The sequence below is a fragment of the Burkholderia territorii genome, assembly GCF_902833055.1.
In the GTDB taxonomy this organism is placed as follows: Bacteria; Pseudomonadota; Gammaproteobacteria; order Burkholderiales; family Burkholderiaceae; genus Burkholderia; species Burkholderia territorii.
Genome location: NZ_CADFEJ010000001.1, coordinates 596147 through 613223 on the forward strand (window position 1 = coordinate 596147; position 17077 = coordinate 613223).

Sequence of the window (17077 nt, forward strand, 5' to 3'; positions counted from 1 at the left end):
GCGATCGCCTGTCGTTTCGCGGAGAGCCCATGGCATTCCCTGTCCAGACCCTGAGCCAGTTGCGCCCAATCCTCGTCGGCTTCCGGAAGTCGGCGGGGCTCACGCAGGCGCAACTCGCCGCCCGCCTCGGCGTGACGCAACAGTCGTACGCGCAGCTCGAAGCCAATCCGTCCGCGGTCAGCATCGAACGGCTTTTCAAGGTGCTGAACGTGCTCGGCGTTCGCCTGACGCTCGTGCCTGGCACCGCGGACGACACAGCGGTGCCCGGCGCCACCGCGCCAGCGCGCAGCAGCACATCGGCCGCGCGTGGTCGGTCCTCAGCTACTTCCGGTTCGCCGGACGTGCCGGCCCGCCCGCCGGCCGCCGCGAAGGCGCCATCCGCCGCCGCGCGGAAACGGCGTGCTGCTGCGGCGCCGGCCAAGTCCCGAAACCGCACGCGGGAGGACTGGTGACGATGGGCCGCCGTCCCCGCCACGACCGCCTCGACCTGTGGATGAACGGCATCCCGGTCGGATACTGGGAAGCCCGGCGCGGCGTCGAGCGCCTCGTCTATCTGCCGGCGTGGGTCGACGATCCGCAAGGGCGTCCGCTGTCGCTGTCGTTGCCGTTCACGCCGGGCAACCAGCCGCACCAGGGCGCGATCGTCGCGGATTACTTCGACAACCTGCTGCCGGATAGCCAGCCGATCCGCCGCCGCATCGCGCAGCGCTACCGGCTCGGGTCGACGGCGCCGTTCGAACTGCTCGCGTCGATCGGCCGCGATTGCGTCGGCGCGCTGCAGCTGTTGCCGCCGGACGAAACCCCGGTCGACCTCGAATCGATCGACGGCACCGCGCTGGACGAAGCGGCCGTGGCCGACGTGCTGCGCCACGCGACCGCCGCGCCGCTGCCCGGCCACGCGGAGCCGGACGGCGAGCTGCGCCTGTCGATCGCCGGCGCGCAGGAAAAGACCGCGCTGTTACGCAACGGCAAGCGCTGGCTGCTGCCGGCTGGCAGCACGCCGACCACGCACATCTTCAAGCTGCCGCTGGGACGTGTCGGAAACATGCAGGCCGACATGCGCACGTCGGTCGAGAATGAATGGCTGTGCTCGAAGATCGTCGCCGCGTACGGGCTGCCCGTTGCCGCGTGCGACATCGGACGGTTCGACGACCAGAAGGCGCTGATCGTCGAGCGCTTCGACCGCCGCCCGTCCCGCGACGGCACGTGGATCCTGCGGCTGCCGCAGGAGGACATGTGCCAGGCGACCGGCACCCCGGCGGGCGCCAAATACGAATCCGACGGCGGCCCGGGGATCGCGACGATCATGGGCATCCTCGCGAATTCCGCCGATGCCGCACTGGATCGGCGGAATTTCTTCGTCACGCAACTCGTGTTCTGGGTACTCGCGGCCATCGACGGCCACGCGAAGAATTTCAGCATCGCGCACCTGCCGGGCAACACGTATCGCAGCACGCCGTTGTACGACGTGCTGTCCGCGCATCCGATCATCGGCACGCGGCGCAACCAGCTGTCGCCGCGACGCGCACGGCTCGCGATGGCCGTGTGCGGCAAGAATCGCCATTACGTGATCGGCGACATCCAGCCGCGTCACTGGATCGCGCAAGGCACGCGCGTCGGTCTGACCGAACACGACGTGCGCGCGGCCATGGCCGATGTGGCCGCCCGCACGGAACCGGTGATCGCCGCCGTCGCGTCGCTGATTCCGGCGGATTTCCCGGCGGACGTGGCCGATGCGATCTTCGACGGCATGCGTCGGCAGGCGCGCAAGCTGGCTGCCGCCGAGTAGGCGGTGCGGCCGCGGCGCCGGCGGCAAGTCGTCCATGTGGACGATGCGGCCCCGCACCGGCTCAGCACAATGGTCGGCGTGCCCATTCCGACGCCCGCCCGACATGGAACCCGCCACGTTCGAAACCGCATTCAGCCCGCTGCAGATCGGTCCGCTGACGCTGCGCAATCGCCTGATCAAATCCGCGACCAACGAAGGGATGACGCCGAACGGCGTGCCGTCGCGCGCGCTCGTCGGGTTTCATGAGCGCATCGCCGCAGGCGGCGCCGCGCTGACCACCGTCGCGTACTGCGCGGTCAGCGATGACGGCCGCACGTTCGTCGACCAGGCGCGCCTCGATGCGCCGACGGTCCGGCAATTCCGCGCGCTGACCGACGCGGTCCATCGTCACGGCGCGGCGGCGTCAGCGCAGATCACGCATGGCGGCTGCTTCACGTTCCTGCCGTCGCTGTCGACGAAACGGCCGTTGAGCGCGTCGGGCGGCTTCAACAAGGTCGGCGTGATGAGCGGCCGCTTCCTGAAGCAGGCGATGACGCGCGACGAGATGACCGCGATCGCCGACGAATTCGCACGGGCGGCGCGACATGCGCGCGACGCGGGCTTCGACGCGGTCGAGATCCACATGGGGCACGGTTATTTGCTGAGCCAGTTCCTGTCGCCGCTGTACAACCGTCGTCGCGACGCGTACGGCGGCGACGCGGCGCGCCGCGCGGCATTTCCCGCCGAGGTGCTGGGGCGCGTGCTCGACGCGGTCGGCCGCGATCTCGCCGTGGTCTGCAAGATCGGCGTGACCGAAGGCGTGCGCGGCGGCGGAACCTCCGACGATGCATGCGAGATCGCGCGGCGGCTCGAGGCCGAGGGTGCGCACCTGCTGGTGCTGAGCGGCGGGATGAACGTCGAGTCGGTGTGGCAGCTGTTTGGCAGCCCGCTGCCCGGCGATGCGCGCGCGAACGCCGACAACGCAATCGTGCGCGTCGCGATGGCGCTGCAAAAGCTCGCCGAGCCGAAGATGGGCGCGTTTCGGGAAATGTATTTCCTCGAGCATTCGAAGCAGGTGCGCGCGGCCGTCCGGATGCCGCTCGCGTACCTCGGCGGCGTGCGCTCCCGCGAAAACGTCGCGCAGGCGTTGCGCGAAGGATTCGACGCGGTGGCACTCGCCCGCGCGCTCGTGTTCGAGCCGGACTTCGTCAACGGGCTGCGCGACGGCCGGCTTGCGCAGTCGGGCTGCACGTCATGCAATCGCTGCGTCGTGTCGATGTACACGCCAGGCGGCACCGCATGCGCGCTCAAGACGCCGAACGACCCCGCGCCGAACCGCGTGCCCGCCGTGGGCGCGTGAGGTTACGCACAGGCTGACCCCGCTGTCGCGCTCGTGCGCGTGCCGCTCAACCGGCGTCGCGCGCGCGGGCCAGCGCCGCGAGGTTCCCTTCCCCGAATCCGTGGTGCCCCTGCCGCTGCACGATCTCGAAGAAGATCTCGCCGGGCCGGCGCTTGACGAAGGTCTGGAAGAACAGGCGCGGCACGCCGCCGCTGTCGATTTCGCCGTCGACCAGCACCGCGCGGCGGCGCAGCGCATCGAGATCGACGCCGTGCCCCGGCAGCCGCGCATCGACTTCGTCGTAATAGCGCGCTGGCGGCTCGATGAATTCGACGCCGTTCGCGCGCAGCGCATCGACGCTCGCCAGGATGTCGTCGGTCGCCAGCGCAACGTGCTGGACGCCCTCTCCCGGGTGATCGGGCAGATACGCGTGCATCAGCTCGGTGCGCCGCGTGCCTTCCTCGTAGACCGGAATCCGCACCGCGCCGCACGGCGACACCATCACGCGAGATTCTTCCGATACATGCCAGTGCGCGTCGATTTCGTGGATTTCGCGGAAGTGCAGCAGGTCGTGGTAGAAGTCGAGCCATTCGCGCATGCGCCCCGCGCCGACCGTCTGCGTGAAGTGGTCGACCTGCTGCAGGCCCGTGCCGACGCACTCGACATCCGTATGCGCGGTCGCGATGTCGATCGGCCGGAAGTCGATGTCGAAAATCGAGATGTCGCCGACGCCGCCGCGCTGGCCGTCCCGCCCGCGCCAGCGGTCGACGAAATAGAGGTGCGAATCGCCGATGCCCTGAATCGCCGGAATCTTCAGCTCGCCGACCCCGACCCGCTCGCCTTCGAATGCCCACGCGCCGAGCTCGATCGCGCGCTCGAACGCGCGGCGCGCACTGGCCACGCGCAGCCCGATCGCGCAGACGCCCATTCCGTATTCCTCCGCATAACGCGCGGCGAACGAATCGGGCTCGGCATTGATCAGGAACTGCATGCGTCCTTGCCGGTACAGCGTGACGTTCTTGCTCACATGGCGCGCGATCGCCTTGAACCCGAGTTGCTCGAAACGTTGCGCGAGCGCGTCCGGCACCGGTGCCGCGAACTCGACGAATTCGAGTCCGGCCATCCCGAGCGGATTGGCGGCCGGGTCGGCAACAGGCGGCGTATCGCTGGACAACGGGTGGGAATTGCCGGGCATTCCAGTCTCCGGGGGCATGCGTCGATGAGGATGACACCCGGCGCGTGCGGCACGCCCGGCCTGCGTCGGCCGGACGTCCGCCCGATTCGGGCGAGGTTTCGATGGTCCCGATTTTAACCAGATCGTTCACGGCGGCACACCCCGGCCGAACGGGATATGGGTGTCGCGCCTAGTGCAAACCCGGAAAGCGTTCGATAATCGCACATAACTGAACGATAATCGCGCACTTTGACCGATCGGCCAATTGCCGCCGTGCGCCGAGCGCCCTATTCTCCGTTCACCTCATCGATTTGAATGCAGCATCGGACGCGGCGCCGCCACGATTCCACGATGCGCCGAGCCAGGAGACATCGCCATGACCCCCACCTTCGACACCCTCGACGCCGCCGCCGGCGCCCGCGCGCGCAGCCAGGCCCGCAAGGCCGCGATCGGCAGCTTCGTCGGCGCCGTCGTCGACTGGTACGACTTCCTGTTGTACGGAATCGTCGCCGCACTCGTCTTCAATTCCGAATTCTTCCCGAAGATCAGCCCGACGATGGGCACCCTCGCGGCGTTCGCGACCTTCGGCGTCGGCTTCCTGTTCCGTCCGCTCGGCGGCGTCGTGTTCGGCCATTACGGCGACCGGCTCGGCCGCAAGCGGATGCTCGTGCTGACCGTCATGCTGATGGGGCTGTCGACGGTCGCGATCGGCCTGCTGCCGAGCTTTGCGACGATCGGCTGGTGGGCGCCCGTGCTGCTGGTGCTGATGCGTGCGATCCAGGGCTTCGCGGTCGGCGGCGAATGGGGCGGCGCGGCGTTGATGGCCGTCGAAAGCGCGCCCAAGCAGAAGAAGGCGTTCTACAGCAGCGGCGTGCAGGTCGGCTACGGCGTCGGCCTCGTGCTGGCGACGGGCATCGTGTCGATCCTGAGCCATACGCTCGGCGAGGCCGCGTTCAAAGCCTGGGGCTGGCGCCTGCCGTTCGTGTTCAGCATCGTGCTGGTGCTGATCGGGCTGTGGGTGCGCAAGAGCATGGACGAGTCGCGGGAGTTCGTCGAGAAGGTCGAGCACGGCAACCGCAAGCTGCGACTGCCGGTGCTGGAAGCGCTGACGCGCCATCCGAAGGCGTTCCTGCTGATCGTCGCGCTGCGGCTCGCCGAACTGTTCACGATGTATATCGTCACCGCGTTCGCGCTCAGCTATTCGACGTCGAACCTCGGCATGTCGCGCGACCTGTTCCTGAACATCGGCCTGCTCGTCGGCGCGGTCAGCTGCGTGACGATTCCCTGCTTCGCGTGGCTCGCCGACCGCTTCGGCCTGCGCCGCATCTACCTGATCGGCGCGCTGATCGGTCTCGCGTCGGCGGTGCCGTTCTTCGTCGCGCTCGAGTCGCGCTCGATCGCATGGATCGTGATCTTCTCGCTGCTGCTGGCGAATGCGGCGCACGACATGGTCGTGAGCGTCCAGCAGCCGCTGTTCACCGAGCTGTTCGGCGCCGAATACCGCTACAGCGGTGCGGGCGTCGGCTATCAGTTCGCGAGCGTGGTCGGCGGCGGGTTCACGCCGTTCATCGCGGTGGCGCTGGTCAGCATGGCCGGCGGCTCGTGGCACCTCGTCGCCGGCTATCTCGCGGTGGGCTGCCTGATCTCGCTGGTGGTCGCCGCGCGGATGCGCGCCGCGCAGTGAGGTCTTGACCGGATGGCCGGCCCGACATGCGCCGGCCATTTCCGCACCGGCGGCCATCCGCGGCCGTGCAGGCGCACATCGCCCCGCCCAACGTCAAACACGGTCAATCCCGCGGGCAGAAGCCCTTTTTCCCTTCTGAACATTCCACGCCGCGCGCCGACCAATGGCATCATATGGGCCTACGTCAGTCACCGATACGCCCCCATATCATGTCGAATCTCATCGTCCACGGCGGCACTCCGCTGCGCGGGGACATCAAGCCGTCCGCGAACAAGAACGCCGTCCTGCCGATCCTGTGCGCCACCCTGTTGACCGATCAGCCGCTGCGCCTCGTCGGCGTGCCCGACATCACCGACGTGCGCAAGATCCTCGACATCTTCCGCACGCTCGGCAGCGACGTGTCGGTCGACTTCACGACCGGCATTCTCGAGCTCCACCATCGCAACACGACGTTCGATCCGGCCGTTCACCGCCTGCCCGAGGCGATGCGCTCGTCGATCATGCTGATCCCGCCGCTGCTCGCGCGCTTCGGCGTCGCGCGCCTCGAGAACGACGTGAAGGGCTGCACGCTCGGCGTGCGCGAGATCGATCCGCACGTCGAAGTGTTCGAGCGCTTCGGCGCGCACATCCAGCGCACGCCCGATTCGCTGATCGTCCGTGCCGACGGCCCGCTGACGGCCAACGATCACTGGCTCGACTATGCATCGGTGACGACCACCGAAAACTTCGCGCTGTGCGCGACGGCGGCGAGCGGCACATCGACGCTGATGAACGCGGCGTCCGAGCCGCACGTGCAGGAGTTCTGCCAGTTCCTCGCGATGATCGGCGTCGCGATCGAAGGCATCGGCACGTCGCGCCTGTGCGTGACGGGCGGCGGCAAGCTCGGCGGCGGCGAATTCCGCTTCGCCGAGGATTTCCACGAAATCGCGACGTTCCTCGCGCTCGGCGCGATCACGGGCGGCGACATCACGGTGCGCAACTCGTCGCCGGAGCATTTCCCGCTGATCGACCGCACGTTCGCGAAGTTCGGCGTGAACGTCACGCACCGCGATGGCTGGTCGCGCGCGGAACGCGACGGCCCGCTGCGCGTGCGGCGGCCGTTCACGCAGAACATCCTGACCAAGGTCGAAGCCGCGCCCTGGCCGTACCTGCCGGTCGACCTGTTGCCGATCTTCATCGCGCTCGGCGTGCGCGCGGAAGGCAGCGCGATGTTCTGGAACAAGGTCTACGACGGCGCGCTCGGCTGGTCGGGCGAGCTGTCGAAGTTCGGCGCGCACGTGCTGCTGTCCGACCCGCACCGGCTGATCACGTTCGGCGGGCTGCAATTGAGCCCGGCGCGCGTCGAGAGCCCGTACATCATCCGTGTCGCGATCGCGCTGCTGATGGTGGCCGCGAGCATCGAAGGACGCTCCGAAATCATGAACGCGCTGCCGATCCGCCGCGCGCACCCGCATTTCGTCGAAAACCTGCGTTCGGTCGGTGCGAACGTCGAGTGGACGAGCAGCGAGTAACGTCGATCCGGATGCGGCGTGGACGATGTCCGCGCCGCGCCTCCTTTCACCGCGCATCACCGCGCGCGCCCGAACGAACAACGGCAGCGGCCACCCGTTCGAACCGGCCGTGCCGGCGCCACCCCGCGCCTTCGGCTCTCCTCGTCGCCCATCGCACGTCCACCCATCGCTTTCGCGCAATTCCGGATCTGCGCGATAATCGCCCATTCCTGCGCGAACACCGCACGCCGCCCTGCGTGCACCGACAATGAAAAAGCCCGACCTCGACCGACGCGACTGGATTGCCGGCCTCGAAAAAGGCCTGATGATCCTCGAAGCGTTCGACAGCCAGCACGCGCGCATGACGCCTACCCAGGCAGCCGCCCGCACCGGCCTCACGCGCACGGCCGCACGACGCTACCTGCTGACGCTCGAATCGCTCGGCTACGTGTACACCGACGGCAAGCTGTACGGCCTCACGCCGCGCGTGCTGCGGGTCGGCTGGTCGTACTTCGATTCCGCGCGCCTGCCGCGCACGGTACAGCCCTATCTGCAGCAACTGAGCGCATCGCTGAATGAATCGGCATACGTGAGCGTGCTCGACGGCTGGGAGCTCGTGTTCATCGCCCGCAACGGCGTGTCGCGCGTGATGACGACCGGCTTCGTGCTCGGCGCACGCGTGCCGGCCCCGCTGACGTCGCCCGGCGTCGTGCTGCTCGCGCATCATCCGGATCGCGAAGCCGTCCGCGCGTGGCTCGACGACACCGAACTCGCGCCGTTCACGCCGCACACGATCACCAACAAGGCGCGCCTGCTCGAACAGGTCGACCACGCGCGCGACGCGGGCTTCGCGGTGATCGAACAGCAGTTGCAGGTCGGCGTGCGCGGCATCGCGGTGCCGCTGAAGAACCGTCACGGCGAAGTCGTCGCCGCGCTGAGCACCAACATGCCGATCGGGGCCGAGACGACCGACGCGGCCGTGCGGCGCGTGCTGCCGCATCTGCAGGAAGCCGCGCTCGCGATGCTGAACGTGCTTTGAGAATTCACGCGGGCGCGTGCACGGCACGTGCGGCAGGTCAGCCGATCCGCCACCAGCGCGGCAGCAGATCGCGCACCTCGCGCCGCCGGTAACGATCGTCGATCAGATGCACGACGCCCTGGTCGTGTTCGGTACGGATCACGCGCCCGGCCGCCTGCACGACCTTCTGCAAGCCCGGGTACAGGTACATGTAGTCGTATCCGTTGCCGAAACGCGCATCCATCGCGCGCCGCATCTGTTCGTTGACGTCGTTGACCTGGGGCAGCCCGAGCGTCGCGATGAATGCGCCGATCAGCCGCTCGCCGACCAGATCCACGCCCTCCGAAAACGCTCCGCCCAGCACCGCGAAGCCAACCCCGCGCCCGCTCGCATCGAAGCGCGCGAGAAACGCGTCGCGCTCGCTTTCGGCCATGCCGGGCGCCTGCGCCCACACGGGCACGTCCGGGTGGCGCGCCTGCATCAGCGCGACGACGCGCCCGAGATAGTCGAAGCTGCTGAGAAAACCGAGATAGTTGCCGGGCCGCGTCGCATATTGCGCGGCGATCAGGTCGACGATCGGTTCGAGCGAACGGTCGCGGTCGCGCCAGCGCGTCGACACGTGGCTCGCGACGCGCACGGTCAGTTGCTCGGCGCGGAACGGCCCGTCGACGTCGAGCCAGCCCGTGTCGGCCGGCAGCCCGAGCGTGTCGCGATAGAAATGAAACGGGCTCAGCGTGCCGGAAAACAGCACGGTCGCGCGCGCGGCTTCGTAACGCGACGCGAGAAAGCCGGCCGGAATCACGTTGCGCACGCACAGCGTCGACTGGATGCGGCGCCGGCGCGCGGCCGGCGCGACGCCGTCGAGCCCGGACTGGCGCGGCAGCGGCTCGCCGTGCAGCGTCGCGTCGAAGATCGATGCATCGTCGAACGCGTCGGCGAGCACGCCGAACTGGATCGCCTCGAAATGAAAGCGCAGCAGCGCGTCGCCATTCGCACGCGGCGCGTCGGTCAGGTATTCGCCGGTCGCCGCGACGAGATTCTGCACGGCCGTCACGATCGGGCCGGGAATCTCCGGGTACGCCGCATAGCGCTCGGCCTGTGCGCGATTGAGTGTGCCCCACGCGCGCGCGAGCCGGTCGAACGCCTTGCGCAGTGCGTTGGGCGCCGCCTCCCGCGCGGCCGCGAACGCGAACGGATCGAGCGATGCGCTGTACATCTTGCGGGCGCGATCGAGCAGGTTGTGCGCCTCGTCGACGAGCACGCCGACGCGCCACTGGTTCTGCTGCGCGAGCGTATGCAGCATCGCGCTGCCGTCGTAGTAATAGTTGTAGTCGCCGATCACCATGTCCGACCAGCGCGCAAGCTCCTGCGCGAGATAGTACGGACAGACGCCGTGCGCGAGCGCGGCCTCGCGCACGGTGTCGCGATCGAGCAGCCCGGCGCCGATCGCCGCGTCGCGCGCCGCCGGCAGCCGGTCGTAGAAGCCTTGCGCGAGCGGGCACGATTCGCCGTGGCACGCGCGGTCAGGATGCTCGCAGGCCTTGTCGCGCGCGACGAGTTCCAGCACGCGCAGCGGCAGCGCCGGCGTGCCGGCGCCGAGCGTGGCCGCCGCTTCGAGCGCGAGCGCGCGGCCGGGCGTCTTCGCGGTCAGGAAGAATACGTGATCGATCACGCCCTCGCCGCATGCCTTCAGCAGCGGAAACACGGTGCCGAGCGTCTTGCCGATGCCGGTCGGCGCCTGCGCCATCAGGCACCGTTCGTCGCGCGCCGCCCGATAGACCGATACGGCCAGCTCGCGCTGACCGCTGCGGAATTGCCCGTGCGGAAACGTCAGCGCCCGCAGCGCCGCATCGCGGGCCGCGCGATGCGCGGTCTCGCGTTCGGCCCAGCCGACGAAGCACGCGCACTGCTCGGCGAAGAACGCGGCAAGCGCGCTTGCGCCGAGCGTCTCCGTCAGCACGGTCTCGCGCTCCGACACGATGTCGAAATACACGAGCGCGACGTCGATTTCCGCGAGACCGCGCGCGTCGCACATCAGGTGCGCATAGACTTTCGCCTGTGCCCAGTGCAGCGCGCGATGGTTGGCCGGCATCGCGTCGAGGCTGCCGCGATAGGTCTTGATCTCCTCGAGCCGGTTCGCGACGGGATCGTAGCCGTCCGCGCGCCCGCGCACGGTGAGCGTGCCCCACGTGCCGGTCAGCGCGATCTCGGTCTCGTAGCGCGCGCCCCGCTTCGACGTGACCGCGCCGTGGCCCGCGATGCCCTCGAGCGCGGTCGGCGCCGGCGTGAAGCGCAAGTCGAGATCGCCGCGCCGCGCGGTGAACTCGCACATCGCCCGCACCGCGACGACATAGCTCATGCGGACAACCCCGCCGTTTCGTCCTGCGACACGCCCGCGCCCGCCCACTCGACATCGACGACGCGCACCGGCATGCCGTGCGCGATGCAGTACGCGAGCCAGCGCGTCTGGTTGTCCTGCAGCCGGTCGCCGGGGCCCTTCACCTCGATCAGTTCATAGCGCCGCTCGCCGGGCCAGAAGCGGACGAGATCGGGCAGCCCGGAGCGGTTGCCGCGGATATCGGCGAGCAGGCGCGTGAACCAGAGCCGCAGATGCTCGGGCGGCAGGCAAGCCAGCGCCTCGTCGAGCAGTGCGTCGCTCAGCACGCCCCAGAACACGAACGGCGATTGCAGTCCCATCTTGGCCACGTAGTGCCGGCGGATCGTGTCGCGGTACACGCCCGAGTCGAGCTGCGCGAAACAGGCGGCGAACGCGTCGGTGCGGCGCAGCGCGAAATCGGGGGCGTGCAAGTCGGCCGGGCCGCGCTGGAACGGGTGAAAGAACGCGCCCGGCACGGCCGCGAACACGGCCTCCCAGCACAGCAACCCGAACAGCGAATTGATCAGCGTGTTCTCGACGTAGTGAACCGGCGCGTCGGGTCGCGCGAGATGGTCGCGCACCGCGTATTCGACGCTGACGAACGCGTCTGGACGCGCGAGCACGAGCGTCTCGCGCGGCACGTCGGCCGCGCGGCCCGCGCGTTCGACCCGCTGCCCGAGGCGGCGCTGCAGGCGCGGCAGCATCCGCTCGACGCGCTGGCGCTCCTCGTCGCTTTCGAAGCTGTCGCGTGCTTCGAGCGCCAGCGCGAGCGCATCGTCGTCGCGACCGCAGCGTTCGAGCACGCGAATGCGCCGGTGCCGGCTGCCCGGCCACGCGCTGCGCGCATACGCGTCGAGCGCGCCGGCCCAGTCGGCGCGCCGCTCGCAGGTCTGCCCGAGCGTAAACAGCAGCTTCGCACGGCGCGTCGCGAGCCACGGCTGCGCGCAGCCGATCGCGTCGATCGCGTGCAGCAGATCGTCGAACGGCAGGTCGTCGGGCCACGCATCGAGGGCTTCGCGGCACGTGTGCAGCGCGAGATACGCGTCGACGTCGTCGCGCTGCTGGAACGCACGCGACGACGGCGCGAACGGCACGCTTTCGTACTGGAACACGCCGAGATCGGCGAGCACGAATTCGCTCCAGTCCTGATGAAGATTGCCGAAGAACATCAACCGCAGCCGGTCGCACAGCGCGCCGACCGTCACGCGCAACACGCGATCGCCGGCCTGCGCGCACCATGCATCGAGCGGCTGCGCGACGTCGTGCACCGGCCGCAGGCGTTCGAGCCAGTCGGATTTGCGCTCGCCCGCGTGCGCGGCGAGCGACGGGAACACCTTCAGGAGATCGGCCTTGGTCGATAGCGCGAACAGCTCGTCGAGCGTGAGCGCGGGCGCCGGGTCGACCCAGCCGAGTTCGACGAGCGGCGCGGCCGCGTCGAGCGTGCTGCCGATCTCGTCGTACACGAGCTTGCTCGCGCGAAAGTCGGCGCCGCTGCGCATCAGCATCCGCACGAGCAACGCGCGCGACACTTTCGGCAGCCGCGCGAAATCCCGCAGGAACGCGTGTTCGCGCGTGTCGAGCAGGTCGTCGTAACGCTCGCCGAGCCAGGCCAGCGCGCGTTCGAAATTGGTCAGGTAGTAAAACGCCGGGGGCGTCGGCGATGCAGGCGTCACGGGGATCGATCACTGTACGTTTGTACAGGTCGGAATCATATCAAATGTGACGAAAAATACTGCACGCCGCGCACCGCGCGACTGCCCCGCCGGCCCCGATCAGAACTGGTAATTCACCGACATGTCGAACACGCCGTTCGTCGACTGCTGCGTGATCGGGCTGCGCCGTGCGCGGCCGACGAGCTGTTCGATCGCGCCGTCCATCGTCACGAACCAGTTCTTGTTGATGAACCAGACCATCGTCACGCCGGCGCCGAAGGACTTCATGCCCGCGCCCGGCGAGTAGCTCGGCAGCCCCGAGCGCGCGGACGCACCCTGGTTCACGCCGAACCAGCTGTTCATGTAGCGCGAATCGGCGAACGACACGGTCGGCCCCGCGAACCAGAAGAAATGCTCGTTGCTGCCCGGCATCGGCATGTACGCGGAGAAATCGCCGACCCAGCCGTTCGACCCGCCGATGCTGCGCCGAACATCCGCGCGCAGCACGAGCGGAAAGTCCTTCGAGATCACGTAATCGGCCGCGAGCTTCATCACCGGCGCCGCGTTGATGTTGTCGAGCCCGTTCAGATGGTCGAGATCGTCGGCCGACCGGCGCCCGAGGTCGTAGCCTACGGACAGGCTCGCGCGCCAGTTGGGGCCGCGCAGCACGTTCGCGCCGAGCCCCTCGCCCGTCGACAGGAAGAACAGGTCGCGATAGCGCACGTCGAGGTTCGGCCCGCCCATCAGGCGGTAGCGATCGGAACCCGCGTAGCGCGGCTGGAGCGTCATCGCCGCGCCGACGCTGACCTGCCACGTCGGCACCGTCGGACTGAAGAGTTTCTGCAGCGGGACACCCGCCGAGTATTGCCATTCGCCGAGCGGCGACGGCGTCTGCGCCGACGCGTCGCGGGCGCCGGCGGCTGCCAGCGCGGCGAAGGCCGACAGGCCGGACACGAGCCGGCGAATGCCGGGTGACAACAACGGGCGGGCAACGGTCATCAAGGTGGTCTCCGTCGGCTGCATGAAACGAACCTGAGGGAAAGCGCATCGCGGCCCGAACGGCTGCAACCGCGGGCAGCCGATGGCGCGAACGTAGCGTGCGCTGAATTGTGAACATCCTACGCGACGCGCGCGAAGCCGCAAAGCGCCCGTCGAGCACGGGCACTTTGCCGATTTCCGGTACGAACCGGCGCGGGATTGCGGAATCAGAAACGCTCGACGTGATAGTCGCCGGCGAGCGCGGCCGGACTGCGCTTGGCCATCATGCGCGAGAAGCCGTCGGCGAGACGCCCGAGCGCGAGCTGCTTCTGGCTCGCGTCCCAGTGCGTGTAGGTGTCGTAGGCGGTGTCGTCGAACGACACGGTGACGGCAACCGGGCGCCCGCTCGCGCGAAAGCCGATATGCAGCACGCCGCCCGGCAATTCCTCGATGTGATAGCGCAACGAACGCGACTCGAAATAGCGGCCCAGCACCTGGGCGATCGCGCGCTTGTCGGGCGATTGCACGTGAATGTCCATGATGGTCCTCCTTTCAGTGATCGCGCGGCCGGCCGTGGCTGGCTGCATCCGCCCGGCATTCGCATCGGCGGCGGCTGCGACGGCGGATCGCCTTGCGGCAGCCCCGGCGGCACGGGCGGATCGAACGGATCGTCGTGCTCGGGCAGCGCCGGGTCGGGATCGACGTCGGGCGTCGGCTCGGGACGGTGCAGCATGGATCGTGTGCTCATGTCACTCCTGCGCGGCGGCTCGCGCGTGTCGATAGGCGCGGCGAGCGTGTGCAAGCAGCGTGCCTGCCCGGTGCGAGGCCCGCACGGAGACTCACGCGTCGTATGCCGCCATGACCAGCCACAGCGTGCGCCCGTCGGCCGCGAGCCGCACCGCGAGCGCGAACGGATCGGACGGCGCGCATCGCGCGACGAGCGCCCGCTGCGCGCTTTCCGGCCCGGCATAGACGGTATGGTTCAGCTCGCGGGCTTCGTCCTTGCCGTCGAACACGCGCCGCTCGGGCCGATGGACCCGCGCTTCGCGCTTCCATCTGTCGAACCGTTCGCGCACGTCGCGGAAATCGCCGCCGCACACGTTCGCGTCGTAACGTATGCTCTTCCTGGATTCACCGGGTTCAATCATCACGATGTCCTCTCGTCCATACCGGCAGCAGGCGGCCCGTATGTCCGCCCGCCCGGCCGCCTCGACATCTGCAAGCGTCATGCCGCACACGCCGCGCGGGCATGGCGCTTGCGCCCCTCGTACGCGTAAGGAGGTTCGATCATGACCGCATCCGCCCCCGGCAGCCGCAACGCCGTGCCTCCGGCTGCCGGCCAACTCCCTCTGGCCATGTCGCGCAAGCCGTCCGAAGACAAGACGGAGAAACGCATCGACGAAGGGCTCGAGGAGACGTTCCCGGCCAGCGATCCGCCCGCCGTCGGCGGCGCGACTCGCATCGACCCCGCCAAGCCGTCCGGCGAACGCGACCGTCACGCGCCCGACACCCCACCACCGCCCCGCGATCACGGCTGACGGCGGCACCCCGGCCCGCGATGCGCGGCAGCGCGGCAACGGGCCGGCACAACCGGAGCGATCTGATGAAACGCATCGAACGTGCATGGCACGAAGTCAGCGGCGCCGCGGGCGTCGCGGCGCTCGCCGCGATCGAGAGCGCGGTCGTACTCGCCATCGTCGTGATGACGGGCGTCGGTCACTGAGCGTCGCTCACGCCCCTGCCACGGCTGCCGTCGTGGAAGATGTACAAGCCGGCTGGCAAATTTCTCCGTGGCGCGGCCGCGCAGGCCCGGCGCGTGCCGATCGGACGCGGCACGCGTTCTGCTCCCGCATCGTCTCGCTCACGAAGGAGGCGTTCATGTATCGCGTCAACGAAATCATGTCGCGCGACGTGGTGTGCGTCGCGCCCACCGACACGATTCGCCATGCGGCCGAATTGATGCAGCGCTTCGACATCGGCGTGCTGCCGGTGTGCGACGCCACCGGGCTCGTCGCGATCGTGACGGACCGCGACCTCGCGGTACGCGCGCTGGCGCACGGGCATCCGCCCGAGACCCCGGTGAAGGCGGTCGCATCGGCGCCGGTGCAGTGGTGCATCGAGGACGACGGCGTCGGCGACGTGCAGCAGCGGATGGCCGACATACAGCTGCACCGGATGCCGGTGCTCGACGCGAACCACAAGATCGTCGGCATGGTGTCGCTCGGCGACATCGCGACGCGCGCGGGCGGCCCGGCACGCGACGAGCTCGCGAATACGCTCGAGGACGTGTCCCTGCCGCGCCGCCGCTGAGCGGCCGCCCAACCCCGGGCTGCGCGCGCCGCAAGCGCCGCGCCGCTTCGACCAGGAGAATAGCGATGACAACGGACAGACCGTCGCGCACGCAGGCGCGCATCGTCGGCAAGCGCGGCCGTTCGGCCGGCGGGCCGGGGCCCGACGTGATGGCCGCCGGCACGTTGGAAAACGATCGTGTGCTGACGATGGACGGCGACGACATCGGCAAGGTCACGAACATCATGCTCGATGTCCGCTCCGGCCGGATCGCGTACGCGGTCGTGTCGTCGGGCGGATTTGCGGGGATCGGCGACAAGCTGCTCGCGGTGCCGTGGAACGTGCTGACGCTCGACGTCGAGCGCCGCTGTTTCGTGCTGCCCGTTCCGACCGACCAGGTGCGCAACGCGCCCGGCTTCGAGAAGGACCGCTGGCCGACGATGGCCGATCCCGCATGGGCCGAGGCACTGCACGCGCACTATGGCGCGTCGCCGTACTGGCTGGTCGAGGAAGGCGAGACGGCGCTCGACTCGCCGCCGTACGAGGCGTCGCCGGGCGGCCCGGACAGCGACACGCGACGCCACTGAACGACGCGACCGACGCGACGGACACGCGCGGTCGCCGCGCAGCGGATCAATGCGCGGCCGCGATCGAACGCTCCAGTGCGCGCGCCGCGCTCAGGTGCGCCTTCAGCGTCGGCAGCGTATCGGCCGCGAACGCGCGAAGCTGCGGGTCGCCGCCGTTGCGCGCTTCCGCTTCGTAGAGCCTGAGCGCCGCCTCCTGCGCATTCGATCCCGCCAGCGCGACGTAACCCTTGTCGAACGCTTCGCCGCTCATGGTCCGCAACGCCGTCAACGCCGGATCGACCTGCATGCGCGTCTGCACGGGCAGGCCCTTTTGCGCGCCGAGCCGGCGCAATTCCGCGGCCATGCGGGCCTGATCGTCGACCATCCGTCGCGCGTAGGCCTTCACCTCCGGATTCGACGATCGATCGAGCGCGAGCTGGCTCGCCTGCAGCTCCGTCTTGCCGATGATGCCCGCCTTGTCGACGAATTCCGCGTCGGTGCCTTGCGGCCGGCGCGTGATGCCCGCCTCGTCCGCCGTCTCGCCGGGACGGACGACGCCGGGTGCGACACGCACGGACGATGCAGGCGGCGCCTGCGCATGCGCCGCCATGAATGCCGACGCGCAGAATGCCACAAGCACGCCAGACACCAGCGAGCCCGCAGTGCCGGCAAACGAGATCCGTACGATCGGCGGCATGCGTCCGGCGCGCATCGGCTTGCCGCCGATGGCGTCGCATTGCGT

Annotated in this window: 16 protein-coding genes; 9 read left to right on the top strand and 7 right to left on the bottom strand. The window is 69.1% G+C overall.

Annotation, left to right across the window (positions count from 1 at the left end; translation table 11 throughout):
• The first annotated feature begins 29 nt into the window (after positions 1–29).
• The 3 genes from HW466_RS02610 (at position 30) to HW466_RS02620 (ending at position 3128) form a co-directional block, all read left to right on the top strand.
• Positions 30–452 (top strand): helix-turn-helix domain-containing protein, encoded by a 423-nt coding sequence (locus HW466_RS02610; RefSeq protein ID WP_174905382.1) that lies wholly within the window; start codon positions 30–32, stop codon positions 450–452.
• 2 nt (positions 453–454) lie between these two features.
• Positions 455–1789, top strand: a complete 1335-nt coding sequence (locus HW466_RS02615; protein WP_174905383.1) for a type II toxin-antitoxin system HipA family toxin — start codon at positions 455–457, stop codon at positions 1787–1789.
• 103 nt (positions 1790–1892) lie between these two features.
• Positions 1893–3128 carry an NADH:flavin oxidoreductase gene (locus HW466_RS02620; RefSeq protein WP_151005446.1) on the top strand — a complete coding sequence of 412 codons (1236 nt, stop codon included), beginning with the start codon at positions 1893–1895 and terminating at the stop codon, positions 3126–3128.
• Between the two features lie 46 nt (positions 3129–3174).
• Here the strand turns inward: HW466_RS02620 and HW466_RS02625 are convergent, their stop codons facing one another.
• Positions 3175–4302 (bottom strand): 4-hydroxyphenylpyruvate dioxygenase family protein, encoded by a 1128-nt coding sequence (locus tag HW466_RS02625; RefSeq protein ID WP_059450290.1) that lies wholly within the window; start codon positions 4300–4302, stop codon positions 3175–3177.
• Positions 4303–4657: 355 nt separating this feature from the next.
• Between HW466_RS02625 and shiA the strand changes: the two genes are divergently transcribed.
• The 3 genes from shiA to HW466_RS02640 all read left to right on the top strand — a co-directional run bounded on the left by shiA (position 4658) and on the right by HW466_RS02640 (position 8494).
• Positions 4658–5965, top strand: coding sequence for a shikimate transporter (gene shiA / locus HW466_RS02630; protein WP_059541188.1), 1308 nt, complete (start codon positions 4658–4660; stop codon positions 5963–5965).
• Between the two features lie 209 nt (positions 5966–6174).
• Entirely contained in the window at positions 6175–7476 is a 1302-nt protein-coding gene (locus HW466_RS02635; RefSeq protein WP_059541183.1) for a UDP-N-acetylglucosamine 1-carboxyvinyltransferase, read from the top strand.
• Positions 7477–7723: 247 nt separating this feature from the next.
• Entirely contained in the window at positions 7724–8494 is a 771-nt protein-coding gene (locus tag HW466_RS02640; protein ID WP_059507405.1) for an IclR family transcriptional regulator domain-containing protein, read from the top strand.
• 37 nt (positions 8495–8531) lie between these two features.
• On the opposite strand, the gene HW466_RS02645 is transcribed toward HW466_RS02640, so the two are convergent.
• From HW466_RS02645 to HW466_RS02665, 5 genes are all read right to left on the bottom strand, one after another.
• Entirely contained in the window at positions 8532–10832 is a 2301-nt protein-coding gene (locus HW466_RS02645) for an ATP-dependent DNA helicase (RefSeq protein WP_174905384.1), read from the bottom strand.
• On the bottom strand, positions 10829–12523 hold the full coding sequence (locus HW466_RS02650; RefSeq protein ID WP_174905385.1) for a VRR-NUC domain-containing protein: 1695 nt from the start codon (positions 12521–12523) through the stop codon (positions 10829–10831). The genes HW466_RS02645 and HW466_RS02650 overlap by 4 nt, the downstream gene beginning before the upstream one ends.
• Positions 12524–12622: 99 nt before the next feature.
• Positions 12623–13501 (bottom strand): MipA/OmpV family protein, encoded by an 879-nt coding sequence (locus HW466_RS02655; protein ID WP_151006535.1) that lies wholly within the window; start codon positions 13499–13501, stop codon positions 12623–12625.
• Between the two features lie 206 nt (positions 13502–13707).
• Complete coding sequence (locus HW466_RS02660; protein WP_044843100.1) at positions 13708–14019, bottom strand: ATP-binding protein; 312 nt, start codon at positions 14017–14019, stop codon at positions 13708–13710.
• A gap of 300 nt (positions 14020–14319) precedes the next feature.
• Positions 14320–14628, bottom strand: coding sequence for a hypothetical protein (locus tag HW466_RS02665; RefSeq protein ID WP_151006536.1), 309 nt, complete (start codon positions 14626–14628; stop codon positions 14320–14322).
• A gap of 141 nt (positions 14629–14769) precedes the next feature.
• Here HW466_RS02665 and HW466_RS02670 point away from each other — a divergent pair, with 141 nt between their 5' ends.
• The 3 genes from HW466_RS02670 to HW466_RS02680 all read left to right on the top strand — a co-directional run bounded on the left by HW466_RS02670 (position 14770) and on the right by HW466_RS02680 (position 16356).
• Positions 14770–15018, top strand: a complete 249-nt coding sequence (locus tag HW466_RS02670) for a hypothetical protein (RefSeq protein WP_151006534.1) — start codon at positions 14770–14772, stop codon at positions 15016–15018.
• A gap of 340 nt (positions 15019–15358) precedes the next feature.
• Entirely contained in the window at positions 15359–15790 is a 432-nt protein-coding gene (locus HW466_RS02675; protein WP_059507398.1) for a CBS domain-containing protein, read from the top strand.
• A gap of 65 nt (positions 15791–15855) precedes the next feature.
• On the top strand, positions 15856–16356 hold the full coding sequence (locus HW466_RS02680; RefSeq protein WP_059980670.1) for a PRC-barrel domain-containing protein: 501 nt from the start codon (positions 15856–15858) through the stop codon (positions 16354–16356).
• A gap of 46 nt (positions 16357–16402) precedes the next feature.
• Here HW466_RS02680 and HW466_RS02685 read toward each other — a convergent pair whose 3' ends face one another.
• Positions 16403–17047, bottom strand: coding sequence for a DUF4142 domain-containing protein (locus HW466_RS02685; protein WP_414144365.1), 645 nt, complete (start codon positions 17045–17047; stop codon positions 16403–16405).
• Positions 17048–17077: the final 30 nt, after the last annotated feature.